At 67.7% G+C, this 26406-nt stretch carries 26 protein-coding genes; 14 read left to right on the top strand and 12 right to left on the bottom strand.

Going from position 1 to position 26406, the window contains the following annotated elements; translation table 11 throughout:
- Positions 1 to 63: 63 nt before the first annotated feature.
- The 3 genes from MJO54_RS05500 to MJO54_RS05490 all read right to left on the bottom strand — a co-directional run bounded on the left by MJO54_RS05500 (position 64) and on the right by MJO54_RS05490 (position 4442).
- Positions 64 to 1698: a fatty acyl-AMP ligase gene (locus tag MJO54_RS05500; RefSeq protein ID WP_046283949.1), complete on the bottom strand. Its 1635-nt coding sequence runs from the start codon at positions 1696 to 1698 to the stop codon at positions 64 to 66.
- A 250-nt stretch (positions 1699 to 1948) separates the two neighbouring features.
- Complete coding sequence (locus MJO54_RS05495) at positions 1949 to 2911, bottom strand: 4-(cytidine 5'-diphospho)-2-C-methyl-D-erythritol kinase (protein ID WP_046283948.1); 963 nt, start codon at positions 2909 to 2911, stop codon at positions 1949 to 1951.
- Positions 2912 to 2975: 64 nt separating this feature from the next.
- Positions 2976 to 4442, bottom strand: coding sequence for a PE-PPE domain-containing protein (locus MJO54_RS05490; protein ID WP_105294782.1), 1467 nt, complete (start codon positions 4440 to 4442; stop codon positions 2976 to 2978).
- 135 nt (positions 4443 to 4577) lie between these two features.
- On the opposite strand from MJO54_RS05490, the gene MJO54_RS05485 reads away from it, so the two are divergent.
- Positions 4578 to 5414, top strand: a complete 837-nt coding sequence (locus MJO54_RS05485; protein ID WP_046285156.1) for a serine/threonine-protein kinase — start codon at positions 4578 to 4580, stop codon at positions 5412 to 5414.
- Here MJO54_RS05485 and rsmA read toward each other — a convergent pair.
- The 3 genes from rsmA to MJO54_RS05470 form a co-directional block, all read right to left on the bottom strand.
- Positions 5330 to 6280 (bottom strand): 16S rRNA (adenine(1518)-N(6)/adenine(1519)-N(6))-dimethyltransferase RsmA, encoded by a 951-nt coding sequence (rsmA, locus tag MJO54_RS05480; RefSeq protein ID WP_046285180.1) that lies wholly within the window; start codon positions 6278 to 6280, stop codon positions 5330 to 5332. The two genes, MJO54_RS05485 and rsmA, sit on opposite strands and share 85 nt — an antisense overlap.
- A complete protein-coding gene (locus MJO54_RS05475) occupies positions 6253 to 7332 on the bottom strand; it encodes a resuscitation-promoting factor (protein WP_046285157.1) in 1080 nt (359 codons plus the stop codon). Before MJO54_RS05475 ends, rsmA begins: the two co-directional genes overlap by 28 nt.
- A gap of 158 nt (positions 7333 to 7490) precedes the next feature.
- A complete protein-coding gene (locus MJO54_RS05470; RefSeq protein ID WP_174549730.1) occupies positions 7491 to 8336 on the bottom strand; it encodes a TatD family hydrolase in 846 nt (281 codons plus the stop codon).
- An 18-nt stretch (positions 8337 to 8354) separates the two neighbouring features.
- Between MJO54_RS05470 and metG the strand changes: the two genes are divergently transcribed.
- The 4 genes from metG (at position 8355) to MJO54_RS05450 (ending at position 13345) form a co-directional block, all read left to right on the top strand.
- A complete protein-coding gene (gene metG / locus MJO54_RS05465; protein WP_046285159.1) occupies positions 8355 to 9905 on the top strand; it encodes a methionine--tRNA ligase in 1551 nt (516 codons plus the stop codon).
- A 96-nt stretch (positions 9906 to 10001) separates the two neighbouring features.
- Positions 10002 to 11165 (top strand): NAD(P)/FAD-dependent oxidoreductase, encoded by a 1164-nt coding sequence (locus tag MJO54_RS05460; RefSeq protein WP_046285160.1) that lies wholly within the window; start codon positions 10002 to 10004, stop codon positions 11163 to 11165.
- The gene (locus MJO54_RS05455; protein ID WP_046285161.1) at positions 11162 to 12067 is read left to right on the top strand and encodes an RNA polymerase sigma-70 factor; all 906 of its coding nucleotides are present in this window, start codon (positions 11162 to 11164) and stop codon (positions 12065 to 12067) included. The genes MJO54_RS05460 and MJO54_RS05455 overlap by 4 nt, the downstream gene beginning before the upstream one ends.
- Positions 12068 to 12079: 12 nt before the next feature.
- Positions 12080 to 13345 (top strand): aminodeoxychorismate synthase component I, encoded by a 1266-nt coding sequence (locus MJO54_RS05450; protein WP_065152098.1) that lies wholly within the window; start codon positions 12080 to 12082, stop codon positions 13343 to 13345.
- A gap of 11 nt (positions 13346 to 13356) precedes the next feature.
- On the opposite strand, the gene rsmI is transcribed toward MJO54_RS05450, so the two are convergent.
- On the bottom strand, positions 13357 to 14193 hold the full coding sequence (gene rsmI, locus MJO54_RS05445) for a 16S rRNA (cytidine(1402)-2'-O)-methyltransferase (protein ID WP_046285163.1): 837 nt from the start codon (positions 14191 to 14193) through the stop codon (positions 13357 to 13359).
- A gap of 24 nt (positions 14194 to 14217) precedes the next feature.
- On the opposite strand from rsmI, the gene MJO54_RS05440 reads away from it, so the two are divergent.
- The 3 genes from MJO54_RS05440 to MJO54_RS05430 all read left to right on the top strand — a co-directional run bounded on the left by MJO54_RS05440 (position 14218) and on the right by MJO54_RS05430 (position 17428).
- Positions 14218 to 15777, top strand: coding sequence for a dolichyl-phosphate-mannose--protein mannosyltransferase (locus MJO54_RS05440; protein ID WP_046285164.1), 1560 nt, complete (start codon positions 14218 to 14220; stop codon positions 15775 to 15777).
- 126 nt (positions 15778 to 15903) lie between these two features.
- On the top strand, positions 15904 to 16761 hold the full coding sequence (locus tag MJO54_RS05435) for a type IV toxin-antitoxin system AbiEi family antitoxin (RefSeq protein ID WP_046285165.1): 858 nt from the start codon (positions 15904 to 15906) through the stop codon (positions 16759 to 16761).
- 67 nt (positions 16762 to 16828) lie between these two features.
- A complete protein-coding gene (locus tag MJO54_RS05430; RefSeq protein WP_046285166.1) occupies positions 16829 to 17428 on the top strand; it encodes an alpha-ketoglutarate-dependent dioxygenase AlkB in 600 nt (199 codons plus the stop codon).
- A 9-nt stretch (positions 17429 to 17437) separates the two neighbouring features.
- On the opposite strand, the gene MJO54_RS05425 is transcribed toward MJO54_RS05430, so the two are convergent.
- Both MJO54_RS05425 and pat read right to left on the bottom strand, forming a co-directional pair.
- The gene (locus tag MJO54_RS05425) at positions 17438 to 18094 is read right to left on the bottom strand and encodes a DUF5642 family protein (protein ID WP_046285167.1); all 657 of its coding nucleotides are present in this window, start codon (positions 18092 to 18094) and stop codon (positions 17438 to 17440) included.
- A gap of 42 nt (positions 18095 to 18136) precedes the next feature.
- Entirely contained in the window at positions 18137 to 19162 is a 1026-nt protein-coding gene (gene pat / locus MJO54_RS05420) for an acetyltransferase Pat (RefSeq protein WP_240175745.1), read from the bottom strand.
- A gap of 157 nt (positions 19163 to 19319) precedes the next feature.
- Here pat and gdhA point away from each other — a divergent pair, with 157 nt between their 5' ends.
- Positions 19320 to 20669: an NADP-specific glutamate dehydrogenase gene (gdhA, locus tag MJO54_RS05415; protein ID WP_046285169.1), complete on the top strand. Its 1350-nt coding sequence runs from the start codon at positions 19320 to 19322 to the stop codon at positions 20667 to 20669.
- A gap of 101 nt (positions 20670 to 20770) precedes the next feature.
- A complete protein-coding gene (locus MJO54_RS05410; RefSeq protein WP_046285170.1) occupies positions 20771 to 21100 on the top strand; it encodes a DUF732 domain-containing protein in 330 nt (109 codons plus the stop codon).
- A 9-nt stretch (positions 21101 to 21109) separates the two neighbouring features.
- Here MJO54_RS05410 and MJO54_RS05405 read toward each other — a convergent pair whose 3' ends face one another.
- A complete protein-coding gene (locus MJO54_RS05405; RefSeq protein ID WP_046285171.1) occupies positions 21110 to 21559 on the bottom strand; it encodes an SRPBCC family protein in 450 nt (149 codons plus the stop codon).
- A gap of 39 nt (positions 21560 to 21598) precedes the next feature.
- Here MJO54_RS05405 and MJO54_RS05400 point away from each other — a divergent pair, with 39 nt between their 5' ends.
- Positions 21599 to 22210: a TetR/AcrR family transcriptional regulator gene (locus MJO54_RS05400; protein WP_105294781.1), complete on the top strand. Its 612-nt coding sequence runs from the start codon at positions 21599 to 21601 to the stop codon at positions 22208 to 22210.
- On the opposite strand, the gene MJO54_RS05395 is transcribed toward MJO54_RS05400, so the two are convergent.
- Both MJO54_RS05395 and MJO54_RS05390 read right to left on the bottom strand, forming a co-directional pair.
- On the bottom strand, positions 22163 to 23215 hold the full coding sequence (locus MJO54_RS05395) for an EcsC family protein (protein WP_133164966.1): 1053 nt from the start codon (positions 23213 to 23215) through the stop codon (positions 22163 to 22165). The two genes, MJO54_RS05400 and MJO54_RS05395, sit on opposite strands and share 48 nt — an antisense overlap.
- A 10-nt stretch (positions 23216 to 23225) precedes the next feature.
- The gene (locus MJO54_RS05390; RefSeq protein WP_240175744.1) at positions 23226 to 24098 is read right to left on the bottom strand and encodes an SCO6745 family protein; all 873 of its coding nucleotides are present in this window, start codon (positions 24096 to 24098) and stop codon (positions 23226 to 23228) included.
- Positions 24099 to 24242: 144 nt separating this feature from the next.
- Between MJO54_RS05390 and MJO54_RS05385 the strand changes: the two genes are divergently transcribed.
- The 3 genes from MJO54_RS05385 to MJO54_RS05375 all read left to right on the top strand — a co-directional run bounded on the left by MJO54_RS05385 (position 24243) and on the right by MJO54_RS05375 (position 26406).
- Positions 24243 to 24851, top strand: coding sequence for a TetR/AcrR family transcriptional regulator (locus MJO54_RS05385; protein WP_064890598.1), 609 nt, complete (start codon positions 24243 to 24245; stop codon positions 24849 to 24851).
- Entirely contained in the window at positions 24848 to 25672 is an 825-nt protein-coding gene (locus tag MJO54_RS05380; RefSeq protein ID WP_240175743.1) for a hypothetical protein, read from the top strand. The genes MJO54_RS05385 and MJO54_RS05380 overlap by 4 nt, the downstream gene beginning before the upstream one ends.
- 287 nt (positions 25673 to 25959) lie before the next feature.
- Entirely contained in the window at positions 25960 to 26406 is a 447-nt protein-coding gene (locus tag MJO54_RS05375; RefSeq protein ID WP_240175742.1) for a CDGP domain-containing protein, read from the top strand.

Here is a 26406-nt window from a genome sequence, read left to right as displayed (position 1 = left end):
AGCAGTCGCGAAAGCCCCCAATCCGGAACGGATTTGGGGGCTTTCGCGACTGCTCGGCGTGGGTTAAGTGACCAGCGCGACGGAGTTGGCCCGGCGCAGCTTGCCCGACGGCGTCTTGGGGATACTGCCCGGCCCGAGCACCACGACGTTGCGGGGCCGCATGTCGACCTCGGTGACCACCTCATGGGCGACCTGGTGCTCGATACGGCGTACCTCGACCGGGTCCTGCCAGGCATTGGATTCCACCGCGACCGCGAACGTCTCACGTGAGTGCCCGGCGTCCAGGCGCACCGCGACCGCGCAGCCCGGGCGGACGCCCTCGACGCGTCCCGCGGCCCGCTCGATGTCGGTCGGGTAGATGTTGCGGCCCGCCATGATGATGACGTCCTTGACGCGGCCACACACCACGACGTGGCCGTCCTCCATCTGATAGCCCAGGTCGCCGGTGTCATACCAACCGTGCTCGTCCTGCGCCGGCAGGAAGCCTGCCATGGTCAGGTAGCCCGGGGTCACCGGCTCACCGCGCAGCTGGATCACTCCGACCCCGCGCGGCGGCAACGAACTGCCGTGCTCGTCGACGATCCGGATCTCGATGCCTTCCAGCAGCGGCCCCAGCGAGGCCAGTCGGCGGGTGTTGCCCTTGGTGGCGGGCACCGCCTGGCGCAGCGCAGCCAGCAGGTCGGCGTCGACCTCGTCGACCACCAGGCCCGCACCGCACTTGGAGAACGACACCGCCAAGACGGTTTCGGCCATGCCGTAGGCCGGCAGGATAGCGGCCGGGTTCAGCCCGAACGGCTTACCGGCGTCGATCAGGTCCTCGACGTCGGCCGGCTCCACCGGCTCGGCACCCGAGAGCGCGAACCGCAGGGTGGACAGGTCGAACTGGCCCGGCGTGGCCTGCTTGCGCAGCCGCTTGGCGAACAGCGCGTAGGCAAAGTTCGGGGCCGCGGTCATGGTGCCCTTGTACTTGTCGATCAGCTTGGCCCACAGCAGGGTGTCCCGCAGGAAGTCCATCGGGGTGATCTTGACCAGTTCGGCGCCGAAGTACATCGGCACGGTCAGGAAGCCGATCATGCCCATGTCGTGGAAGCACGGCAGCCAGCTGATCATGACGTCCTTCTCGACGTCGTACTCAGCGCTGATGAACATCGCCTCGGCGTTGGAATAGATGTTGCGGTGGGTGATCTGCACGGCCTTCGGCGACCCGGTCGAGCCGGAGGTCAACTGCATCAGCGCCAGATCGTCCTCACCGGCTTCTTCCGGGTCGATCGGTTCGGCGGCCAGCAGGTCAGCGACCGTGACGACCTTCAGGCCCTTCTCTTCCAGCACGGGGGCAGCCGGCATGAAGGGGTCGGAGATGATGACGGCTTTGGCGTCGATCATGTCGACGACGGTCATGGTGTCCTCGGCCCACACCGCGAGGTCGGTACGGGGGGTGGGCTGGTGCAGCATGGTCAGGCTCGCCGCGCGCATCCATACACCCTGGGCGGTGGGGGCGATTTCGACAGGGGCACCGGCGAGCACGCCGACGGCGTCGCCCGGGCCGACGCCGGCCGCAGCCAGCCCGCCAGCGATACGCCGGGCGCGTTCATGGACCTCGGCCCAGGTGTGCCGGACGGGCGTGTGCGGCTCACCGGTAACCATGCCCTTGGACGACTCCCGGGCACTACGGAACATGTTGTCGGTAAACCTGCTCACGACGGCCTCCTAGCCGGCACCAGTACTTTCCATACGGGCTCAGATTTCATGTTCCACCTGCTGTTGACCACTCCGCGAGAGGCACACGCACACAATTCGGTGGCGGTTAGATCTCGATACCGTAATGCGCGGCCCACCAGAGCGGCGAGCGTCTGGGTGGCAAGGTTGTCCTGGCCGCAAATAATCACCGCGGGCCATCTTAAACTCCTCTTAATCCGCGGGCAAATCTGCTAGCGGAGCGGGGTGGCGGTCAGGCCCCACTGACCGACGACGGCACCACTCGGGCGCCGTAGACCGGACCGCTGGCCACGCGCACCGCCCGTCCCGCCCCGAGCGCCGACAGCTCGACGGCGACGTCCGCCGCCGACTGCGCCGAACTGCACAGGAACGCGCACGTCGGACCGGATCCGGACACCACACCGGCCAGGGCACCCGCCTCCACGCCGGCGCGCAAGGTGCGGCGCAGGTCAGGGTTGAGGCTGATCGCCGCCGCCTGCAGGTCATTGCCGAGCAATCCGGCCAGCCGCTGTGGGTCGCCGGCGGCCAACGCGGCCAGCACCGGCTCGGGATCGCCCGACTCGGGCAGCTTGCGCCCGGTGTCGCGCAGCCGGTCCAGTTCTTTGAAGACCGCCGGCGTCGACAGCCCCCGGTCGGCGAACGCCAGCACCCAGTGGAACGTCTCGCGGGTGAGCACCGTCGCCAGTTCCTCACCGCGCCCGGTGCCCAACGCCGTGCCGCCGTGCAGCGCGAACGGCACGTCGCTGCCCAACCTGGCGGCCAGTGAGTGCAGGTCGCGGCGCGGTACGCCCAGTTCCCACAGCACGTTCATGCCGACCAGCACCGCCGCGGCGTCGGCACTGCCGCCAGCCATGCCACCGGCCACCGGAATGGACTTGTCGATGCTGATGGCCACGTCCGGAGCCCGGCCTACATACTCGGCCATCAGCTCGGCGGCCTGCCACGCCAGGTTGCGCTCATCGGTGGGCAGCACATCGGCACCCTCGCCGCTGACCCGCAACGACAGCACGTCGGCGTCGCGGACGGTCACCTCGTCGACCAACGAAACCGCATGGAAGACGGTGGTCAGCTCGTGGTAACCGTCATCGCGACAGTCACCGACGGCCAGGTAGAGGTTGAGCTTGCCCGGTACCCGCACCGTCACCGAACCGGTCGGGGACCATTCGGTGGCGGCATTGCCGTCGGATGCGGTCACGCCGATGAGACTATCGGTCCCCGGGGGCCCAGCACCCGGGCTCCGGGCCGAGAATCCCGATCGATCAGGAGAACAGGTCGGCGAAGTCGGCGCTGATCGAGCTGAAGGCGTTCATCAGAACCTCCACCTCGAACCCGCCGGCCATGGTGACCAACCCGGTGGTGGCCGCCAGCGGCATCCCGATCGCCCCCAGCAGATCACCGGACATCAGCTCGTTGAAGAACAGGCTCGCGCTGTAGGCCGGCAGCGTGGTGATCAGCGAATTGATGATGTCGGCGGTCGGCAGCAACGTCGCGTACAAGGTCGCCGCGGCACCGCTGAGGGTGTTGACCACATCCATCAGGCTCGGCAGAGAGAAGTCCGCGGGGCCGCCACCGTCCAGGCCGAACAGGTCGGTCGCGCTGCCGGACCCCATGTTCTGCAGGTCGGCGATGAAGTCATTCCAACCCTGTTCGGCACCGTTGACCAGTGCGGTGAGCACGTCCATCGGGTTCACGTCGGGGAACAGTCCGAACGGCGTGGAGATGTCCGCCGGGCCCTGGTCCCAACCGTGCTCGATGTTGCCGTAGCCGAGGTTGATCAGCACCCGCAGGGCCGGCTGCAACAGGTCGGCGAACGCGTTGCCGAATGCGTTGCCGCGCAACAGCTGCAGCAGCGGCAGGTCCTCGGTGGGAATCATGAAGTACTGGTTGTTGCCGGTGTAGTCGCCGGAGGTGTCCAACTCGATCGCCGTCGCCAGCTGGGCGTCGGTCAGCGAGGGGTAGGTGCCGTGAATGAACATGATGCCCAGGAAGGCGTTGATGTCAGCCAGGAAGTTCAGCGGGTACTTCGGGAAGTCCGCGAAGCCGTCGTACTCCTGGATGTAATTGGCTGTCTCCCAAGGCGTCTCAGACGGTGCACCTCCGCTGAACGTGACGCCGAGGGCGGGCAGGCTCAGCGGAACCCCGGGAACGTCGAAGCGGGACAGCAGGCCACCGTTGGGGTTGGCCGGGCTGCCCAGCGTCACGAACGACAGCTGATCGGAGGTCGGACGCTCGTCCTCGGGCAGGGCCAGCAGCTGGTCCATGACCAGCCCGTTGATGACACCACTCTGCGAATAGCCTAGTACGACAAGGTCATTGCCTTTGCCGACCTCTTCCATGATCTTCTGGTACAGGATGGTGGAGCCCTGGGCCAGCGAGGTGTCGAGCGGCAGCGTCTTCACGCCGGTCAGCGGGTAGAGACCCTCCGGGGTGAACAACGGGTTGGTGGCGTCCACCTGAAAAGTGGGCTGGCCCTCGAACTTCGGGGTCTCCGGCGAGATGAACCGATCGGTGAGGGCGGTCAGGTACTGCGGCGGCGGGATCGGCAGCCCGCTGCCGCCCATGATCCACGATTCGGTGTCCAGCAAAGTCGTTTGCGCGACCACTGTTTTGGCAGTCGCGGCCAGGGTGGGCGCCACCACCGGCGCGACACCGAGGGCGGCAATGGCGGTCAGCGTCAGAGGCACGGCACCGATGGAACTCAGTTTGCGATGGGACAGAGTTGTCATGGCGGCCTCCTGGATGCTGATGCAATCGGGTCGATTATTCACCTCGCGCCAGCGAAATGTCATCGCTTTTTAGCTATTCGATCATGCTACTCTCAGTTTTCTGCGAGGTAGCTGTGCGCGCCCTAATCTGAGGTCATGAACGCAGCCGGCGACTACGGCGGCTACCTGATCGAGCGGGAGGTCGGCCACGGCGGGCACGCCGGGGTGTATCTGGCCCACCACCGCAGCAGCCCCGACGTGCCAGTGGCGCTGAAGGTCCTCGACGAGTCGCACCGCTCCCCCGCGGAGCAGGGCCGGCTGGACCGCGAGTTCGCGTTCGCGAACGCCCTCAAGCACCGCCACATTGTCGCGGTGTACCGACACGGGCCGTTCTGGTTGGCGATGCAGTACGTCGACGGCGGTAAGGCGACCGGTCTCCGCACCCTCGATGACCGCCTGGCCGCGCTGGCCCAGATCGCAGCCGCGCTCGACTACGCACACCGTCGCGGCATCGTGCACTGTGACGTCAAGCCCGCCAACATCCTGATCCACGCCGACTTCGGCCGGGGCGGTGCGGTGCTGACCGATTTCGGAGCGGCCCACGCCGTCGTCGAAGACGTGTGGCACCGGGCCCGACATTCCGAACGCCCCGAAGTCTCATTGCCCTACACCGCGCCGGAGATCCTGCAGGGCAAGGCCCCGTCGGCAGCCACCGACGAATACGCCTTGGCCTGCACGGCTGTCGAGCTGCTTACCGGAGCGCCACCTTTCCCCGCTCAGTGCGCCGCCGATCTGGCCGATGCGCACCTGCGGCTGCTACCGCCGCCGCTGTCCGACACGCTCGGTCCGGCGGCGCGAGCCGCCGACGTGGTGGTGCAACGTGCGCTGGCGAAGTTTCCGGCGCGCCGCTACGAGTCCTGCGCCGACTTCGTCGCGGAGTTGTCCCGCGCGCTGCTGTCGCACGCCGGGCCGCCCAAGCCTGTCGAGATCTGAAGCAGGCGCACGAAATCGTCGATCGCCAGTGTCTCGCCGCGGCTCATCGGATCGATGCCCGCGGCCTCCAACAACTCGGCAGACCGCGCTCCCGATCCCGCCCAGTCGGCGAACGCGTTGCGGATAGTCTTGCGACGCTGCGCAAACGCGACGTCGATCAAAGTGAAGACCTGTCGACGAAATGCATCATCGACCGGCCACGGAGCGGCGTCGTACCGGTCGATGCGCACCAGCCCGGAATTCACCCGCGGCACCGGCCAGAACACGCTGGGCGGTACCGTGCCGCAACGACGCACCGCACCGAAGAACCGCGCCTTGGCGCTGGGCACCCCGTAGTCCTTGCCCCCCGGCTCGGCGGCCAGTCGCTCGGCCACCTCCAACTGCACCATGACCGTCACGGTGCGGATGGAGCCGAACTCCGACAGCAGGTGCAGCAACGCCGGAACCGCCACGTTGTAAGGCAGATTCGCCACCACCGCCGTCGGCGCGGTCGCCACCTCGTCGCGGCGCAGGGTCAAGACATCGGCGCCGAGCACCTCGAGCCGGGCCGCGTCAGCGGGCGCGTGTTCGGCGATGGTCTGCGGCAATCGGGCGGCCAGCACCGGATCCTTCTCGACGGCGATCACCGTCGGGCCGTGCTCGAGCAACGCCAGGGTCAACGAGCCCAGCCCGGGCCCGACTTCGAGGACATGGTCGTCGGCGGTGATACCGGCGCCGTCCACAATCCGGCGCACCGTGTTTGCGTCGTGAACGAAGTTCTGCCCCAGCGATTTCCGGGGCCGCAGGTCGAGTTCGTTTGCCAGGGCCCTGATGTCACCGGCCCCGAGTAGCCCGATGGTCAGCGCCTCCCGCTGCACACCGGCCAGGCGCCCCAGCCTTGGCGGGCCTGGGTGACCTCCGCGATCGCGATCTGCTCTTCGCGGGTAGCCATGTCCGCGCGCGGCGCGTACTTCAGGCCGCCGTTGGCCACCCACGTGCCGTAGTCGAACTGCACGCCGCCGTAGAAGCCGTTGCCGGTGTTGATCGCCCAGTTTCCGTGCGACTCACAGTTGGCGATGCGGTCCCAGGCCGCTCCGTACACCGAGGGCGGGACCTCGGTGCCAGGCTTGGCGCCGACTCGCAGTACCGAGTCGCGGGCCGGATCCACCACCGCGTTGGCGACCGGCAGGCGGCCGGTCTCGGCGCCGTTGACGGTGGCCACCGAGTAGGTCACGTCCTGGGTGCCCGGGGTGCCCGGGTCGTCGACCACCTGCCGACTGATGTTCATGGTCGGGTCTTCAATACGACGGGCCGGCGGGGGCAGCGGCACCCGCTCGGTGACCTGCTTGACCCGGATCCGCGTCACCTGGATCTGCATACCCTCGGTGACCGGCGACGATGCCGCCGGGATGACCTTGTCGGCCTGCTCCAGCGGGGCACCGTCGGCGGCCAGCAGTTCGGCGACATTGGGCGCGGCCAGGTGCACGGTGCGCACCACACCACCGTCGTCGATCGTGACTGTCTTCGCGCTGACGACCGGCAGCGCCATTCCGGCCAGCGGGACGCGGCTGCCGCGCGACGCCGCAGCGGGGGCAGTGTCGGTCATCGAGAGCTGGGCCAGCGCCTCGTCAACCGAGAGCGCCGTCGTCCACACCTGCTGGGGCTCGCGCCCATCCAGCGACACCTGCAGCGGCCGGCCGCGGCGGACCATGATCGTGTCGGAGTCGCGCACCTGCGCGTTGCGGGCGGGGGTCACGTCGTCGCGCTCGCCGAGGTTGAAGCCGTTCTCGGAGACGACGTCGATGACCCGCGACCGCATAGTGGTGACGGTGATCGGGGTTCCGTCAACGTCCAGCGTCACGGTCTTGGCACTGGCGACCGCGAAGCCGCCGGCAAAGGTCAGCACCAGCAGCAAAGCGCCGACCAGAAACCGCAGCATCGGCGATGGCGCCTGATGCAGCCTGGTCCAAGCATTCAAGGCAAAAACCTCACGACGTTGAAGGCACAGCAATGGGGCCCTTGCGGTGCCCCAGGTTCGATAACGGAACGGTAACGAACCGACACGCGGTCGGCAACCAAATGTGATCTGCTCGACCCTCAGCCCAGCCCATACACCCGCCGGGCGTTGCGGTTCGTGACCTGCGCCAGCTCGGCTGCCGATCTTCCCAACAGCTCGGCCAGCGCCCTGACAGTGTATGGCAGACAGTAGGGCTCGTTCGGTGAACCGCGGTACGGATGCGGAGTCAAAAACGGCGCGTCGGTCTCCACCAGAAGCTGCGCATCCGGAATCAATGCTGCCGCTTCCCGCAGGTCGCGGGCATTTTTGAAGCTGACGGTGCCGGACAGGCTCAATATCCAGCCGGCGTCGATACAGGTGTGAGCCATCTCCGGACCCGACGAGAAACAGTGGAAGATCACCGTCTCCGGGGCGCCTTCGGCGCGCAGCACATCGAGCACGGCGGCGTCGGCGTCGCGGTTGTGGATCATCAGCGGTTTGCCGGTGCGTTTAGCCAGGTCGATGTGCCAGGCGAACGCCTCGCGCTGGATCTGCGGGTCCGCACAGCCCTCCAGACGCCCGGGCCAGTACAGGTCCATGCCGGTCTCCCCGACCGCCACCACCCGAGGGTGGGCGGCCAGCGCCTCGATCTCGGAGCGCGCCGCGTCGGTGAGCGTATTGGCGCGAGTGGGATGCAGCGCGACCGCTGCGTAGACCCGATCGTCGGCGTCGGCGGCCTGGATCACCCAGCGAGCCGACGCCAGGTCGTCGGCGACGGTCACCGCCGCCTGCACCCCGACCGCGGCCGCGCGGTCCATGATGGCGCGTACCGACGCAGCGTCGGCGCCGCCGCAGGCGTCGAGGTGGGTGTGGGCGTCGACCAGCGGACTCAGCTCCTGCGGTGCGGGCGGCGGAGTTTTGGCTGATCGTTTCGAGCTCACCCGCACACAATAAGGTGGCGAGTGATGAGAAGAACGAAGCCTTTCTACGTCACCACCGCGATCACCTACCCCAACGGTGACCCGCACATCGGCCACGCCTACGAGTACATCGCCACCGACGCGATCGCCCGGTTCCACCGGCTCGACGGGTTCGACGTGCGATACCTGACCGGCACCGACGAGCACGGGCTGAAGATGGCCGAGACCGCCGCCGCCGAGGGGATCCCGACCGCGGATCTGGCGCGGCGCAACTCCGATGTGTTCCAGCGGCTCCAGGAGAAGCTCAACATCTCCTTCGACCGGTTCATCCGCACCACCGACGCCGATCACCTGGAGGCGTCCAAAGCGATCTGGCAGCGCATGGTCGACGCCGGCGACATCTACCTGGACGCCTACTCCGGCTGGTACTCGGTGCGCGACGAGCGCTTCTTCACCGAAGGCGAGACGCGGCTGGCCGAGGACGGTTCGCGGGTCGCCGCCGAGACGGGTGCGCCGGTGACCTGGACCGAGGAGCAGACCTTCTTCTTCCGGCTCTCGGCCTATGCCGACCGGCTGCTGGCGCACTACGAGGCGAACCCGGACTTCATCGCCCCCGACGTGCGCCGCAACGAGGTGGTCAGCTTCGTCTCCGGCGGGCTGCGGGATCTGTCGATCTCGCGCACCTCGTTCAACTGGGGCGTGCCGGTGCCCGGACACCCCGACCACGTCATGTACGTCTGGGTGGACGCGCTGACCAACTACCTGACCGGCGTCGGCTACCCCGACACCGACTCGGAATCGTTCCGCCGGTACTGGCCCGCCGATCTGCACATGATCGGCAAGGACATCATCCGGTTCCACACTGTGTACTGGCCGGCCTTTTTGATGTCAGCCGGAATCGAGTTGCCGCGCAGGGTGTTCGCGCACGGCTTCCTGCTCAACAGCGGCGAGAAAATGAGCAAGTCGGTGGGCAACGTCATCGACCCGGTCGAGTTCGTCGACAAGTACGGCGTCGACCAGGTGCGCTATTTCCTGCTGCGCGAGATCCCATTCGGCCAGGACGGCAGCATCTCCGACGAGGCGATGATCGGCCGCGTCAACGCCGACCTGGCAAACGAGCTGGGCAACCTGGCGCAGCGCTCGCTGTCGATGGTGGCCAAGAACCTCGACGGGGTGGTGCCCGCGCCGACCGCTCAGGCCGCTGACGGCGAGGAACTGCTGGCACTGGCCGACTCGCTGCTGGAGAGAATGCGGTCGGCGTTCGGCACGCAGTCCATGCACCTGGGTCTAGAGGCGATCTGGCAGATGCTGGGTGCGGCCAACCGGTATTTCTCGGCCAACGAGCCGTGGAAGCTGGCCAAGAGCGAGTCGGCGGCCGACCAGGCCCGCTTCGGCACGGTTCTGTACACCACGCTCGAAGCGGTGCGAATCGCCGCGCTGCTGGTGCAGCCGGTAATGCCCGAATCGGCGGGCAAGCTGCTGGACCTGCTGGGCCAGACCAGCGAGCAGCGGATGTTCACCGCCGTGCCCGAGCGCTTGACACCGGGCCTGACGCTACCGGCGCCGTCCGGGGTGTTCCCGCGCTACCAACCCTGAGCGTGACAACGGGCCAGTGATCTGGGCCACAAGCTGTCACATCTCGTCGGCGTGCGGTGTCTTGAGGGCATAACCCCTAAGAGACAGGAGCACCTCATGACCCGCATCCAGGTCGTCATCATCGGCGGCGGCTACGCCGGCACCCTGGCCGCCAACCGGCTGCGCCAGCACCCGGACGTCGACATCACCCTGGTCAACCCGCGCCCGGCATTCGTCGAGCGGATCCGGCTGCACCAGTACGTTGCCGGCACCGGCACGGCCACCATCGACTACCCCGAACTGCTCGGTGACGGAGTCCGGCTGCTGGTCGACTCCGCCACCCGGATCGACGCCGCCGATCGGCGCATCCAGCTGGCGTCGGGCACCATCCTGCGCTACGACTTCCTCATCTACGCGGTGGGCAGCACCGGGGCGATCACCCCGGCGGTTCCCGGAGCCGCCGAATTCGCCTACTCCATCAGCGAATTGGAGCATGCCACCCGGCTGCTGACCCGGCTCGACGAGTTGACGCCCGACGCCCCGGTGACGGTGGTGGGCGGTGGACTGACCGGAATCGAGGCCGCCTCCGAACTGGCCGGGCAGGGTCGGCCGGTGACCCTGGTCTGCGGCGAGATGCTGGGACCGTCACTGCACGCGGCGGGCCGGCGCTCGGTGGCCAAGGCGCTGCGCAAGCTGGGTGTCGATGTTCGCGAGGCCGCGGTCGTCGCCGAGGTGCGCGCCGACGCTCTGGTGTTGCGGGACGGCACCGTGCTACCCAGCGCAGTGACGGTCTGGACGGCGGGCTTCGGCGTGCCGGACCTGGCCGCGGCCAGCGGACTGGCCACCGACGCGTTGGGCCGGCTGCTCACCGACGAAACCCTGACCAGTGTCGACAACCCGTGGATCGTGGCGGCCGGGGATGCCGTCGCCCCCTCGGGCCGGCCGCTGCGGATGAGCTGCCAGGCCGCCCTGCCGCTGGGCGCCCAAGCCGCCAACACCGTGTTGGCCCGCATCGCCGGCACCTCACCGGTCGCGCTGGACCAGGCGTTCGCCGCCCAGTGCATCAGCGTGGGGCGCGACGCGGCGACCGTGCAGTTGTCCCGCCGCGATGACACCCCGATCAAGGCGTTCGTCGGCGGCCGGCTTGGCGCCGTGGTCAAGGAGTCGATCTGCAAATACACGGTCAAGTGGATTCGGGACGAGGCGGCTAAGCCGGGCTCCTACCGTTGGATGAAGGCCGGCACCCGTGCGGCCCGGAGCGAGCAGGAGGCGGCGGTGTGAAAAACGAACAAGCCCAACGGTTCACCGAGCTCCGGCCGCTGCTGTTCACCATCGCCTACGAGATCCTGGGCTCGGCAACCGAATCCGACGACGTCTTGCAGGACAGCTACCTGCGCTGGGCCGAAGTCGATCTGGCCGAGGTTCGCGACGTCAAGGCTTACCTGGCCAGCCTGGTCACCCGTCAGGCACTCAACGCCCTGCGGGCCGGCGCTCGACGCCGCGAGGAGTACGTCGGGCCGTGGCTGCCCGAGCCGCTGCTGCTCACCGAGCACGATCCCTCGGCGGACGTCGTACTGGCCGAATCGGTCTCGATGGCCATGCTGGTGGTGCTGGAGACGCTGCGCCCCGAGGAGCGCGCGGTGTTCGTGCTGCGTGAAGTGTTCGGGTTCGACTACGACGAGATCGCGGCCGCGGTCGGCAAATCCGCGGCCGCGGCCCGTCAGGTCGCGCACCGGGCCCGCAACCACGTTCAGGCCCGGCGACCCCGCTACGCCCCAATAGACCCGGAGGAGAGCGCGCGGGTCACCGCGGAGTTCATGACCGCGGCGGCGGGCGGGGACCTCACCACCGTGCTGTCGATGCTGGCGCCCGACGTGGTGTGGACCGCCGACAGCGGCGGCAAGGCCAGCGCGGCCAGACGGCCGGTCGTGGGCGCCGACAAGGTCGCCCGTACGGTCATCGGGCTGCTGCGGCAGGGGGCACAGATGCCCGACGTCCGGGTGGACATGGGCGTCTGCAACTCCGCGCCCGCGGTGCTGCTCTACAGCGCCGATCGCCTGGAGGGCGTGTTCACCGTCGAGATCGTCGACGGGCTAATCACGAACTTCTACGCGATGCGCAACCCGGACAAGCTGGCGGCGGTGGCGGCCGCCCGCGAGATCACCCGAGGCGCAGACGTCTGACAAGCTAGTGCCGTGCGGATCGAGCGGCTCGGCGACTTGGGCGCAGCCCCACAGGTGCTGCGTCGGGTCGGCGATGCCACCGAGCGGCATGGGCTGCCGTCGCCGGCCGCACTGACCGGGGAGTGGTTCGGATCACGCGCGGTGATCGCGCCCAGTGTGGCCGTCGAGCCGGTCGGACCCGGCGAGGTGTTCTGTGGTCCCGGCGGACCGCCGCATGACCCCGCCGGGGCAGCGGCCGGCGTGGTGGGTGGGGGCTGGATCGGCTATCTGTCCTACCCCGATGCCGGTGCCGACGGACTGGGGCCCCGCATCCCGGAGGCTGCCGGCGGCTGGACCGACTGCGTGCTGCGTCAGGACATCACCGACGGGCAGTGGTGGTTCGAAAGCCTGTCCGGAGCGGCCATGCCGAGCTGGCTGGCCGAGGCGCTGACGACTCCCGCCCCGGACCGGGGTTGCCGCATCTACTGGGAGACCCCGGACCGCCAAGCGCACCGTGCCGGAGTGCTGGCCTGTCTGGAGGCAATCCGGTCCGGTGAGGTCTATCAGGCCTGCGTGTGCACCCGCTTTACCGGAACCGTCACCGGCGCCCCGCTGGACTTCTTCGCCGACGCGGTGGCGCGCACCGGCCCGGCGCGTGCGGCCTACGTGGCGGGCGGTTGGGGCGCGGTGGCCTCGCTGTCACCGGAGCTGTTCCTGCGCCGCCGCGGTCAGGTCGTGGACTCCAGTCCGATCAAAGGCACCCTGCCGCTGTATGCCCGCCCGTCGGCGCTGCGCGCTTCGACCAAGGACGTCGCGGAGAACATCATGATCGTGGACCTGGTCCGCAATGACCTCGGCCGCGTGGCGATCACCGGCACGGTCACCGTGCCCGAACTGTTGGCGGTGCGTCCCGCTCCGGGTGTGTGGCACCTGGTTTCTACGGTCTCGGCCCGGGTGCCCGAACAGCTGGCCATGGCGGACTTGCTGGATGCCACGTTCCCGCCCGCATCGGTGACTGGCACCCCCAAACACCGTGCCCGCCAATTGCTTTCGCAGTGGGAGCTGTCGCGGCGCGGCGCCTACTGCGGCACGGTGGGGTTGGCGTCACCGGTGGCCGGCTGTGAACTCAACGTCGCGATCCGCACCGTGGAGTTCGACGCCGCCGGCGGCGCTGTGCTGGGGGTCGGCGGGGGGATCACCGCGGACTCCGACGTTGACGCCGAGTGGCAGGAGTGCCTGCACAAGGCCGCCCCGATCGTCGCCGACGGTCATTCCCGAGAACGCAGCACCGCGTCGTAGGCGGCTATCGGCTACTGGCGAGACCGCAGCACCGCGTCATACAGCTCGCGTCGCGACACCGCGGCGGGCACGTCGGCGATCACCTGCGCGCAGGCGTCCTTGACCCGCATCCCCTCACCGGCCAGTTTGTTCACCTCGGCCACCAACGTCGCCAGGTCGGCGCGCGGGGTCGCCCCCGCCAACACCACGGTGATCTCCCCCAGCACGCCGTCGACAGCCCAATCGGCCAGCTCGGCCAGCGTCGCGCGCAGCACCTCTTCGTGGGTCTTGGTCAGCTCGCGGCAGACCACCGCGCGACGGTCCCCGCCGAGTTCCTCGACCGCGTCACGCAGGCAGTCGGCCAGCCGCCGCGGCGACTCGAAGAACACGCACGTACGCCGTTCGTCGGCCAGCGAGGCCAGCCACGCCCGTCGCGCCGCCTGCTTGCGGGGCGCGAAACCCTCAAAGCAGAACCGCTCCGAGGCCAGCCCGGACAGCGCCAAGGCGGTCGTCACCGCCGACGGCCCGGGCAGGCAGGTCACCGCCAGCCCGGCCTCGGCGCACGCGGACACCAGGCGGTAGCCCGGGTCGCTGATCAGCGGCATCCCGGCGTCGCTGACCACCAGCACGGTGGCCCCGGCCTCGATCTCGGCAAGCAGGGTCGGCACCCGCGTCGCCTCGTTGGCGTCGAACAGACTGACCACCCGGCCGGCGATCTGCACATCGAGAGACTTGGCCAGCGCCCGCACCCGTCGGGTGTCTTCGGCGGCCACGACATCAGCGGTGCTCAGCGCTTCGACCAGCCGCGACGACGCGTCACCGGGCTGGCCCAACGGGGTGGCACCCAGCAGCAATCGACCATCGGACATGGCGCACAGCCTACGATCGTCGGAATGAGCGCTCCGACCGCTACCAGGCCCGCGGCCGTGCCGGAGCGCACCGCTCCGGTGATCAGCCCGGGGCTGCTGGTACCGGTCGCCGATTTCGGGCCGACCGACCGGGTCCGGGGCTGGGCGGTCACCGCGGGGGTGACGCTGTTGGCCGCGGTGACCCGATTTTCGAACCTGTACACCCCGACCGACGCCGGCACCCCGATCTTCGACGAGAAGCACTATGCGCCGCAGGCCTGGCAGATGCTGCACAACCACGGTGTCGAGGACAATCCCGGCTACGGCCTGGTGGTGCACCCGCCGGTGGGCAAGCAGCTGATCGCTTTCGGTGAGGCGCTGTTCGGCTACAACGGGCTGGGCTGGCGGTTCACCAGCGCGCTGCTCGGGGTGTTGGCGATCGCGCTGCTGGTGCGGATCGTGCGGCGGATGACCCGTTCGACGCTGGCCGGCGGGATCGCCGGGCTGCTGCTGGTGGGCGACGGGGTCAGCTTCGTCGCCGCGCGCACGGCGCTGTTGGACGGCTTCCTGACGTTCTTCGTGGTGGCCGCGTTCGGGGCACTGATCGTCGATCGCGACCAAGTGCGAATGCGGATGCACACCGTCTTGACCGACGGGCGCTGCGGCGCGACCCCCTGGGGCCCCCGGCTGGGGGTGCGTTGGTGGCGCTTCGGCGCGGGGGTGCTGCTCGGTTTGGCCTGCGCCACCAAGTGGTCCGGCCTGTACTTCGTGGTGTTCTTCGGCGCGATGTCGCTGGCGTTCGACGTGGCCGCCCGCCGGCAGTACCGGGTGCGCCGGCCGTGGTTGGGGACGCTGCGCCGCGACGTCATCCCCACCGCGTACGCGATGGCGCTCATCCCGTTCGGGGTGTATCTGGCGTCGTATGCGCCATGGTTCGCCTCCGAGACCGGCGTGGACCGCCACGAGGCCGGCCAGTCGATCGGATTCGAGAGTCGATTCCCGGTACCCGATGCGCTGCGCTCACTGTGGCACTACACCTATCAGGCGTATCACTTCCATGCCGGGCTGACGAATGCCGCCGGAAACCACCATCCGTGGGAGTCCAAGCCGTGGACGTGGCCGATGTCGCTGCGCCCGGTGCTCTATGCGATCGACCAGCACGACGTTCCCGGCTGCGGAGCGCAGTCCTGCGTCAAGGCGGTGATGCTGGTGGGCACGCCGGCGATGTGGTGGCTGGCCGTGCCGGTGCTGGGCTACGCGTTGTGGCGCAGCCTGGTCCGCCACGACTGGCGCTACGCCGCGGCGCTGGTGGGCTACTGCGCGGGCTGGCTGCCGTGGTTCGCCGACATCGGCCGGCAGATGTACTTCTTCTACGCGGTGCCGATGGCGCCGTTTTTGGCGATGCTGCTGGCCCTGATCTGTGTCGACATCATCAACGACGGCAGAAACCGTACCGAGGAGCGCTGGGCGCTCGGGCTGCTTGCGGTGTCGGGCTACGTGGCGCTGGTGCTGACCAACTTCGCCTGGCTGTATCCGATTCTGACCGGGGTGCCGATCTCCCCGGCGACCTGGAACATGGAGATCTGGCTGCCCAGTTGGTCTTAGCGCCATTGGCCAGTGCCCGGTCCTCGAGATTGCGCCCAGGGCTGCCACTGAGGCTTATCCACAGCCGTGTGCGCAATCTCAACGCGCGGGCCCCCGGATGTCGGTGGCGGTCATCACCATCGACCCATGTTCGAGGTGTTCAAGGGAACCGAGGCGCTGGCCGACGGCCTCACTCGTGGCACCCTGCGGTGGAACTACTCCGCGCTCTTTCCCGACGTCTACCTGCCAAAGGACGTGCCACCGACATTGCGCGCCAATACCGTTGGCGCCTGGCTGTGGTCGGGGCGCAAGGGCGTGATCGCGGGCCGTGCCGCGGCGGCACTGCACGGCGCCCGGTGGATCGACACGACTACGCCGATCGAGATGATCTGGCGCAACGGACGGCCACCGACGGGAATCATCGTGCGCAACGAGCGCATCGACGCCGACGAGCTAGTCGACATCGACGGGATGCTGGTGACCGGCCCGGCGCGTACCGCTCTGGACCTCGGCCGGCATCTACCCCGTGACCTGGCCGTGCAGCACCTCGATTCGTTGAGCCGTGCCACCGGAGTTCAGGCTCGAGACGTCCTGGTGCTGATCGAGCGTCATCGCAAGGCGCGCGGATTGCGTCGAGCGGTGCTTGCACTCGACCTGATGGACCCCGGCGGCGAGTCGCCCAGAGAGACTTGGCTGCGGCTTCTGCTCATCGATGCCGGGCTTCCGCGGCCCAAGACCCAGATCCGCGTGAGCGACGGCTTCAACAACGCCTTCATCGACATGGGATACGACGAGCCGAAGATCGGCCTGGATTACGAGGGTAAACACCACAGCACGGATCGGGCGCAGTACGTCCACGGCATCGGGCGTGCTGAGCTGCTCGACAGCCAGGGGTGGATAGACCTGCAGGTGGTGGCCGAACATAGCCGGAGGTTCATCCTGCATCGGCTGTCGGAGGCATTCGTCCGCCGCGGCCACCCGTTGAGATTGCGTACTGGGTCGTGAAAACCGGCCGCCAACAGCCGTAGACGCAATCTCGACGAATCGAACGGATGTGCGATAGGCTGCGGGCGTGGCGATACCGGTACAGGAGTCGCTGTTCGACCTCAGCGAACGCCGACAGCTCGATGGGGGCGCCTGGCTCGACGTTCGTCCCGGCTGGCTCTCCGAGGAAAGCAGCGAACTGGTCAGCGAACTGCAGTCGGTCATTCCCTGGCGGGCCGAACGCCGCCGGATGTATGACCGGGTGCTCGACGTTCCCAGGCTGGTGAGCTTCCACGACCTGGCCACCGGCGAGGTGCCGCACCCGGTCATCGCCAAGCTGCGCCGCCGGCTCAACGACATCTACGCCGGGGAACTCGGCGAGCCGTTCACCACGGTCGGGTTGTGCCTGTACCGCCACGGAGGCGACAGCGTGGCCTGGCACGGCGACACCATCGGCCGCGGCGCCCGCCAAGACACCATGGTCGCGATTGTCAGCGTCGGCGCCACCCGCACGCTGGCCCTCCGCCCGCGCGGAGGCGGCGCGGCCCTGCGGTTGGCACAACACCACGGCGACCTGGTGGTGATGGGCGGCTCGTGTCAGCGGACATGGGAGCACTCGATTCCCAAGACGGCGACGCCCACCGGCCCGCGGATCAGCATTCAGTTCCGTCCGCGCGGCGTGCGCTAGCCGAACGCGCTAGTTGCGGATCGCGTCGACCGCGGCCACCAACAGCTCGCGGGCCCGGGCGGTGTCGACCGGGGCGATGGGCTTGCCCGGCTGCACCAGGGGGTTGGCGGTGACGAGCACCTGGTAGGGGCCGAAGTAGGCCGAGTAGTTGTAGAGCTCACCGATGCGCGACTTGCCGGCGGCGACGGCCTCGATCACCCGGTGCACGCCCAGCGTCTTCACCCCGTCGATGTGCGGCGCCTCGACCGTTTCGATCAGGCCACGCATCGCGCCCCCGGAGAAGCCGATCCGCCGGCAGGTGCGGCCCGGTTCGCTGACCGAAACCGGCTCGGAGGTCTCCAGGGCGATGGTGATGAATCGGTTGCCCTGGCCTTCGGCGGCGACAGCGGCCATGTTTCCCTGCACGCCCTGCGGCAGCTGCTGACTGATGGCGAACTTCGAGCAGTCGGCCGGATCGAAGGTCAGGCCCGGGGGAAGTGCGGTGCCGGCCAGGAGCTTGGGGTCGATCCCGGTGCGTGGGATGGCCTTAGCCTCGAATTCGGGGCCGAAGGACGACTTGAGGTCGACCACCTTGCCGATGTCGGCGGACACCTCGGCAGGGCTGGAGTTGCAAGCGGCAAGCAGGCAGACGCAGCCGATGGCCAGTACCGCGCGAAGGGTCAACATCGCAGCCAATTTACCCAACGCGACCTGGGCCGTTGGCAGCGGTTACCCCACGGCTTGGATCGCTTGGCGGCCAACCTCTTTGATCTGATCGGCGATCGCACGGTCGAACGGCAGCTGGTCTTCGCCGGGCACGTCGAGCACTGTGGTGACAACACCCGGGTCGTCACGCTCCCAGTAGGCGCCCAGATGATCGAGGATGGCGCGCATGGGCGCGTTCTCCGAGAGCACCCGCGCGGTGAACTTCTCGATGCCCTCGAGCCTGGCGATCACGGCCACCGCGCCCATCAGATAGGTACCGATGCCGCGGCCCTGGTAGCTGTCACCCACGATGAACGCGATCTCGGCGGAGGTCGGGTTTTCGGGGTCACGGACGAATCGCCCATCGGCGACGAACGAGCCGTCGAGCTCAGTGATCACCCACACGAAGTGATCGACGTAGTCGACCTCGAACAGGTAATGCATCAGCGCCGGGTTCGGGGTCCGGGTGGTCTGAAACCGCCGGTAGAGCGTCTCACCGGAGAATTCGACATGGCCCGTCACGGTTCGGGCGCTGTCGCCGGGCAGCACCGGCCGCAGCAGCAGTTCGGTGCCGTCGCGGGCCCGGATCGGCACGGCGGTGAGGTAGGCGGCCAGGCGCTGGCGGGCGATGCGCACCAGCCGACCCATGACCTCGGGGACGTGCACCATCTGGTTGAAGGCCTGCTCGTCACCGATCCAGCCCGTCAGTGGCGTCGAGGTGGTGACGGTTGCCGTGCGCAGGCCCTTGCGCAGCAGGGCGATCTCACCGACCACCATCCCGGCCGTCACCTCGTTGACTACCACGGCGCCGTCGTCGCCGATATGCTTGACCTGGGCTGATCCCGATGAGATCAGGAGGAATGACAGCGCTTGCTCGCCTTGCCGCATCAGTTCGGCACCGGCGGGAGCCTGCAAGGGGCGCAATCCGGCGGCCAGCGGCGCCAGATCAGCCGCGGAACACCCGGCGAAGATCTCCATCTCCGCGAGGTCAGCGGCGGGTAAGGCTCCATCGGGTGCTGCGGTAATCGGGTCCCACCGCGACATCACCATTGAAGTGCTCCGCCCCTAGTCCGCCAACCTAGGTTAACCGGTACCCCGCGAATGTTAATGATTTAACAATGACGTAACGGCCAGGATTCGGCGTTAGCGATTCCGGCCGCTAGCCTGTGGCCGCTGACTGCGACACGCGAGGAAGAGATCATCCAATATGACCGAACTGAATCCGAAGCTGCACGACATCTACGACGAGGTGCTGCGGCGCAACCCCGGTGAGGCCGAATTCCATCAGGCCGTTTTCGAGGTGCTCAGCAGCCTCGGCCCGGTGGTGACCAAGCACCCCGAGTACGTGGACCGCGCCGTCATCCGGCGGATGTGCGAGCCCGAGCGCCAGATCATCTTCCGGGTGCCGTGGCTGGACGACAACGGTGACGTGCAGATCAACCGGGGTTTCCGGGTGGAGTTCAACTCGGCCCTGGGCCCCTACAAGGGTGGCCTGCGGTTCCACCCCTCGGTCTACCTGGGAATCATCAAGTTCCTCGGCTTCGAGCAGATCTTCAAGAACTCCCTGACCGGCCTGCCCATCGGCGGCGGCAAGGGCGGGTCGGACTTCGACCCCAAGGGCCGCTCCGACAACGAGATCATGCGGTTCTGCCAGTCCTTCATGACTGAGCTCTACCGCCACCTGGGCGAGTACACCGACGTCCCGGCCGGTGACATCGGCGTCGGCGGCCGTGAGATCGGCTACCTGTTCGGCCAGTACAAGCGCATCACCAACCGCTACGAGTCGGGCGTGCTGACCGGCAAGGGCCTGAGCTGGGGCGGGTCGCAGGTCCGCACCGAGGCGACCGGTTACGGCGCGGTGTTCTTCGCCGACGAGATCCTCAAGACCTCCAAGGACTCCTTCGAGGGCAAGCGGGCCGTGGTGTCCGGTTCGGGCAACGTGGCCATCTACGCCATCGAGAAGATCCACCAGCTCGGCGGCACTGTGGTGGCCGCTTCGGACTCCAGCGGCTACATCGTCGATGAGAAGGGCATCGACTTGGAGCTGCTCAAGGAGATCAAAGAGGTCAAGCGCGAGCGGATCGAGGCCTACGCCAAGGCCCGCGGTGGGGCGACGCAGTTCGTCAGCGACGGCTCCATCTGGGACGTGGCCTGCCAGATCGCGGTGCCTTCGGCCACCCAGAACGAGCTCGACGGCAACCACGCCGCCACGCTGGCCCGCAACGGCTGCAAGATCGTCGCCGAGGGTGCCAACATGCCGTGCACCCCGGAGGCCGTCAAGCTGTTCGGCGAAGCCGGTGTGACCGTTGCCCCGGGCAAGGCGGCCAACGCCGGTGGTGTGGCCACCAGCGCGCTGGAGATGCAGCAGAACGCATCGCGGGACTCGTGGAGCTTCGAGTACACCGAGCAGCGCCTGGCCGCGATCATGCAGAGCATCCACCACCGCTGCCTGGTGACCGCCGACGAGTACGGCGCCCCCGGCAACTACGTGCTGGGTGCCAACATCGCCGGCTTCATCCAGGTCGCCGACGCGATGACGGCACTGGGCCTCATTTAGCCCCTGTTGACTCTGCGTCCATGGCGGGGTGCTCTCGCACTTCTCCGCCATGGACGCAGAGTCAACGTGCTTTCGCCCCCTTATCGCTTAGCATCGCCGGTATGAATCGGATTCTGGGTGCGGCCGTGTTCGTCGGGAGCGCCGCCATCGCCTTGCTCGGCAGCGCACCGGCCTACGCCGACGACGCCAGCTATCTCGCGGCACTCGACGCCAACGGCGTCTTCAAGTCCGGTCCGCCCAACGCTCGACTGTCGGCCGGCCACCGGTTCTGCAACCAACTGCGGGCCGGCTCCACTGTCGACCAGGTCGTCAACGATTACGTGCGTCGCCCGTCATTCGGTGGACCGTCCATGGTCGACGATCTGACCGTCAACCTGCGCCCGGTGATCGACATCGCGCAGCATGAACTGTGCCCTGACACCCTGCACTGATTCGTCGGCCTAGACAGCCTTACGTTCGGCGGCGGCCACCAGCTTGCGCGTCAGCGTTCCGAGCACCACTCGCAAGACCAGCCAGTAGGCCATACCCACGGCGCGCCAACGCGTCTCGTACCGACCACGCCACGTCACCTGGGTGCCGCCGGCGTCCTCGACGAACGTCACCTGCGCCTGATAATCACGGATCGGACCATCGACGAGCATGGTGTAGCCGTGCCGGCCGGGCGGCTCGTAGATGGTCACCATCTCGCGGGTCGGCCGCTTGCGCCGTCCGACGGCCCGGATTGCGCCCACGCCGCTATCGCCGGACGGGCTCAACGACTCCCAGGTCGAATACGGGATCAACGGCGCGGCCCACTTCGACCAGCGGGCGCCATCAGCGACGAGATCGAACAGGGTCTGCGGCGCGGCCGTTGTCCGGCTCGAGATGACGCATTCGTAGCGGTGAACCATGGCCGACACGATAACAGAACGTTGTTCTATTATGTGACGGTGTCAGCATCCCCTCGCCTGCCGTTCGCCCGCGCCCGCAACGAGGCGCAGCGCCAAGACCGGTTGGCGCAGCTCACCGCCGCCACCCGCGAGCTGCTGACCCACTCCCGGGCCACCGCACTGACGCTCGGCGACGTCGCCGCGGCGGCCGGACTGGCGAAGTCGGGCATCCTGCGCTACGCCGGATCACGGGAGGCGCTGCTGCTGCGGGTAATGCATGACGAGCACCTGGCCTGGATCGACGCACTGAACGGCGAACTGCCGCACACCGCCCCGGCGACAGCCCTGGCTCACACGCTCGCCGCTCACCCCGTGCTGTGCGACCTCATCGCCGCCTCGCCCGCGCTGATCGCCAAGCTCAGCCCCGACGAGATGCGTGTCCTGGCGTCCCAGGCCAACGACGCACAACGACGCCTCGGTGCGGCGCTGCACCCCTCATTACCGCTCTCCGACAACCAGCTCAGCGCCCTGACCGCGGCAGTGCACGCCTTCACCGGCACCGCGTGGGCCTGGACGAACCCCGATTCGCCCCAACCGATCGTCACCGACTTCGAGTCGACCGTCCTACGGCTGCTGGAGATCTTCATCGCCGGGCTGGAGTCGACGAGCTGACCGGTCAAGGATCTCGTCGACCAGCGGGATGTCGACGTCGCCGCCGGAGGCCACCGTCGGCGCCCACAGTCCGGCGTCGAGGTCGTACTTCTCGGTGAGAAACCGCAGCCGGTAGGCCTGCTGGGCGCGTTCGAATGTCTGCTGCGCGATGCGGGCGTTGAGCCCGCCGTTGACCACCGCACCCAGGATCGGAACCGCTTGCGCCAGCTTGCGTTTGGCCAGCCGGAACCCCAGTGCCATGGAGACCTGGCTGATCACGTTGTCCGCCTGCTGGGGCTGCAGTTGGTGCCACGACTCCTGACGCATCATCTGCTGAGTCAAGCGTGACAGCGACGCCAGCGCTGCGGCTTTCTCGGCGGAATTGCCGGCGGTGGAATAGGCGATCACCCCTGAGGCGAATGCCTGCTCGTCGGGCTCGCGGACGTCGTAACCGTAATGGGCCGCAACCAATGCCACGATCCGCCCCATCCCCACCAGCACCGCGGTCACGTCCGCCACTACGGCCGAGGCGGCGACGGTCATGGTCGTGCCGCCTGTGACGGCGCTGGTCACCGCCGAACCCGTCACCGCCAGCGAGGACGCCGCACCTTCGGCAATGGCCAGGGCGACATAGCGCTCCTTGCGGCGCGGGACCGAGCGGTCGCAGTGTTTCAGGTCGAGGCTCTTGACCTCGCCGTAGGACCGCACCGTGAGGCCCTCATCGGCGAACATCGCAAAGACGTTGGCCGGCTTGACCGAATTGAGCCCGCGCTCGACCAGCACCGTGTGCAGGGCTTCCAATGCCTTGGTGGTGAGCTGGTCCACCTTGCCGATTGCCGCGGTGGCGCCCGGGACCTGCTCCACCCCGGAGCGGACTTGGGAGACCACGTCTTTGGCGCGATCGGCGATGCCCTGGCTTAGGCCCTCGAACCATCCGGGGGATTCGGTGCCGGTGGCCGCCTCCAGCAGCGCGCCCCATTGCTTGCGCTCGTAGGAGGACATGACCGGCCGACCAGACTGAGCCACGTGAGAAATCCTACCGCTCACGACCGCTCGAGAGTGGGCGAAGATCAAGGCCCATCGGCGAATCAAGCGGGATCTCGCCGGCCGCCACGACGGCGTGGGTCAGCGGCCGCAGCGCGCGGATGAGGTCGTGTCGTTCGGTCTCGGTCAGCGCCTCATATGCCGGGGCGGCGAGCCGGTCGGTTTGTTCTTCGATCTGCGCCTTGAGCCGGACGCCGTCCGGGGTGAGCCCCTCGGCGGCGGCAAGCCCCTTGTCGCGCAGTGCGTTCGTCAGCCGGTTCCACTCGTCATCGGTGAAGTCGCGGGCGACGGTGTAGGTCTGGCGCGGTGCGCCCGAGGCCAGGGCGTGGAACACGTGGGATTCGCGGCCCTCGATGCCGGCGGCCAGAAGTGCTGCGATATGGCCGTCACCGCGATGCTCTCGCAGCACGGTGGCCGCGTGCCACAGCCGCGCCAACGGCGGATCGGGCCACGGCAGTGCATGATTCGCAGCGCCAAGCACCCGGCCGGCGAGTGGCACCGCGTCCGCCGCGCGTGCGGCGAGTTCGGCCGCACGAGCCACCTCCGGCCCGTCCGCCAAGGCCGCGAGTTGGCGCCGCAATGCGGCGACCGCACCTTCTACCCGCGCTTGCAGCGCGGCTTCGGGCGGCGCGAAACCCCATGCGGCGGGCAATGCCTTGGCAACGCGTTCGAAGGAGAAGTTGTAGAACGCCGCATGCACGACTTCGGCGCCGACCGCACCCAGTGGCGCGGCGCGGCCCGCGAAGTAGCCCATCCAGAATCCGCGATAGCCGGCCGCGTCGAGTGCAGCCAAGGGTTCCGGCGAGAAGTAGACAACCGCGTGCAAGGGCTCCAGCAGCCGCCAGGCGTCACGAGCGCTAGACACGGTGGCCTCCCGCTCTGGATGTCGTCATGCCCATCCCCGAAGGAAAGCACACCGCTCCCGCGTTCTCAGTCGGCTGTCGATTCTCCGAATATTTGCTGACGATTGTCATTGACGGTCGTCAATGAATGTTGCTAGCGTTCGACCATGACGACCGCCCGGGCAATCAAGAAGACCCGATCGCAAGCCAGCGGTGCCCGCGAAGCCCGTCGACTCGAGACGAGGTCGCGGCTGTTTGAGGCCGCAGTATCGGAGATCCGCCAGTACGGACTCGCCGGTGCAGACGTCAGCGCCATCGCCAACGCAGCGGGCGTAGCCCGGGGCACGTTCTACTTTCATTTTCCAACCAAGGAGCACGTCCTTATCGAGGTCGAGCGCAACGAGGAGACTCGGATCATCGGCGAACTAGCCGAGGCCAACGGCGACCTGGCGTCGGTACTTTCCCAGCTCGTCCATCATGTTCTGCGCGCCAAGCAGCGGTTGGGGGCCGAGGTCTTCCAAGACATGCTCGGCCTGCATTTCTCCTCGACCCGTCCCGTCGAGGATGAGTTGACACAGCACCCCCTCGCGGAGTTCCTGGTGGAGCTCATCGAGCGGGCACGGGCCGCCAACCAGGTTCCCCAGGAAAGCGACGCCGCCGAACTCGGGACGTTCTTCCTTACTGGGCTTTTCGCGTTGCTATCCACCGGGGTCCACGATCCGGCACTGCTGGATCGGTACGTGTCAACGATCGTCAAGGGAATGGAGGTCCGATGAACGGCACCGGGATTGACGGCTATCGCGACTACTTGTGTCAGCGCGACGGGGAAGCCGACTTGTTGAATCGACGGCTTGCCAATCGCGAAGAGTTCTTCGGTAGCGTTGAAGCCACTCCCGTGCGGTCAGCGAAAACCGTTGACCGACCGACTTTTCTTCGCAATCTACGGCGCCGGCGACCCGAGCCCGGCCTGGACCGCACCATGCTGTTTCTGTTGGCGACGGCGAAGCTCAACCAAGCCGAACGATTCGGCGTCGGGCTGGGCGAGACCTACGGACGCAACAGCGACGACAATCGGCCGCCCGAGAACGTCTACCTCGAGCTGGAAGAGCACTACCACACCAGACTGCTGGCATACGCGCTCGACGTATTCGGCCTGCCATTTCAGGTTGTCCCACCACCATTCGTCATGCGGCAGTTCGTCAAGACCGGCGTGTTCACCCCCGAGCGACTCGGCTTCCTGTTCGTCGGCGCCGCCGAGATGGCGGGCTGCATCATGTTCGACGAGCTACGTCGCTCCGGCACTGCACTGTTCGCCGACGAACCTGAAGTAGCCGAACGAATCAACTTGCTCTACAGCGAGATTCTGACCGACGAGATCGGCCATGTCGGATACTGCGCGTCCCGCTGCACGTCGGGGGAACGGGCGATCATGCGCCGCATCTACCCGCTGATCGGGCGGCTGATCGCCCGACAGACCGCCGAGATCGACCTGCTCATCGACCCCAAGGTGCTGCGCGCGCGGCTGGATCGCCCTTTCGATCTCGCGGAAATCAGTGCCGAGCTGACCAACCCGACGTACGTGGTGACACACCCTTAGTGCCGACGGAGCAGTCCGACAAAATCGAGCATGCCGAAGCGACGAGCCGGTCGGCTCGCTCTTCGATCTGCGCACTTCCGCAATAGCCGGCCGCGCCGCGCGCGAGCAGGGTCCCAGCGGAGATTGACGACCGCGCACCGGGTCTCTACCAGCGGTAATGCCTGCCCTCCACCTTCGAATCGCGGTGAACGTAAAGTAACGCTACGGTGAACAACAGGTGAACTACCGTTTGCCTGATCTGTCCGAGCGTGTGTTGTTGTAAGCCGAGTTCGAAGGATTACTTCCCCATGTCCACCCATCCGATATTCAGAACAATCATCGGCATCGTCGCCTTCGGCGCAGTTGCCTTCATGGACGCCTACAGTCCCCCGGTGGCCCGCGCCGACATCCCCGCCAACTGCGATTCCCGCCCCTGGGGCTTTCTGGGCAGAGAGACGCGCCTGATCTGCGATTCGCCGATCCGGCCGGACGGCTATTGGACACGCGACCGGATCATCGGGATTCCGGCCCACTATGAAAACGCGACCAGTCGCTGCTCTAACAGCAGGTACTACAGCAACTGCACCTACTACCCCGGCGGCTGGGTCAGCACCCACATCTCAAGCCAGGAGACCTACCAGGTCCGCGCCGACAACGTTCTCCCCGACGAGCCGGGGCACATGCCGGACCCGGCACCACTGCCCCCTCCGCCCGAGAATTCCGCGCCCCCGCCGACTCCGGGCGCGATTGAGTAA

It is taken from the genome of Mycolicibacter virginiensis (assembly GCF_022374935.2).
In the GTDB taxonomy this organism is placed as follows: domain Bacteria; phylum Actinomycetota; class Actinomycetes; order Mycobacteriales; family Mycobacteriaceae; genus Mycobacterium; species Mycobacterium virginiense.
The sequence above is the reverse complement of the archived record's forward strand: the minus strand, read 5'-3'. Positions and strand labels throughout refer to the sequence as shown.

Excerpts from the sequence above, each read along its gene's own strand:
- MJO54_RS05435 (WP_046285165.1), top strand. The coding sequence starts at position 15,904 with ATGTTCGAGGTGTTCAAGGGAACCGAGGCGCTGGCCGACGGCCTCACT.
- MJO54_RS05475 (WP_046285157.1), bottom strand. The coding sequence starts at position 7,332 with ATGCTGCGGTTTCTGGTCGGCGCTTTGCTGCTGGTGCTGACCTTTGCC.
- MJO54_RS05405 (WP_046285171.1), bottom strand. The coding sequence starts at position 21,559 with ATGGTTCACCGCTACGAATGCGTCATCTCGAGCCGGACAACGGCCGCG.
- MJO54_RS05375 (WP_240175742.1), top strand. The coding sequence starts at position 25,960 with ATGTCCACCCATCCGATATTCAGAACAATCATCGGCATCGTCGCCTTC.
- MJO54_RS05380 (WP_240175743.1), top strand. The coding sequence starts at position 24,848 with ATGAACGGCACCGGGATTGACGGCTATCGCGACTACTTGTGTCAGCGC.
- metG (WP_046285159.1), top strand. The coding sequence starts at position 8,355 with ATGAGAAGAACGAAGCCTTTCTACGTCACCACCGCGATCACCTACCCC.
- MJO54_RS05485 (WP_046285156.1), top strand. The coding sequence starts at position 4,578 with ATGAACGCAGCCGGCGACTACGGCGGCTACCTGATCGAGCGGGAGGTC.
- MJO54_RS05425 (WP_046285167.1), bottom strand. The coding sequence starts at position 18,094 with ATGTTGACCCTTCGCGCGGTACTGGCCATCGGCTGCGTCTGCCTGCTT.
- MJO54_RS05385 (WP_064890598.1), top strand. The coding sequence starts at position 24,243 with ATGACGACCGCCCGGGCAATCAAGAAGACCCGATCGCAAGCCAGCGGT.
- MJO54_RS05460 (WP_046285160.1), top strand. The coding sequence starts at position 10,002 with ATGACCCGCATCCAGGTCGTCATCATCGGCGGCGGCTACGCCGGCACC.
- gdhA (WP_046285169.1), top strand. The coding sequence starts at position 19,320 with ATGACCGAACTGAATCCGAAGCTGCACGACATCTACGACGAGGTGCTG.
- MJO54_RS05490 (WP_105294782.1), bottom strand. The coding sequence starts at position 4,442 with ATGACAACTCTGTCCCATCGCAAACTGAGTTCCATCGGTGCCGTGCCT.
- pat (WP_240175745.1), bottom strand. The coding sequence starts at position 19,162 with ATGGTGATGTCGCGGTGGGACCCGATTACCGCAGCACCCGATGGAGCC.
- MJO54_RS05410 (WP_046285170.1), top strand. The coding sequence starts at position 20,771 with ATGAATCGGATTCTGGGTGCGGCCGTGTTCGTCGGGAGCGCCGCCATC.
- MJO54_RS05440 (WP_046285164.1), top strand. The coding sequence starts at position 14,218 with ATGAGCGCTCCGACCGCTACCAGGCCCGCGGCCGTGCCGGAGCGCACC.
- rsmI (WP_046285163.1), bottom strand. The coding sequence starts at position 14,193 with ATGTCCGATGGTCGATTGCTGCTGGGTGCCACCCCGTTGGGCCAGCCC.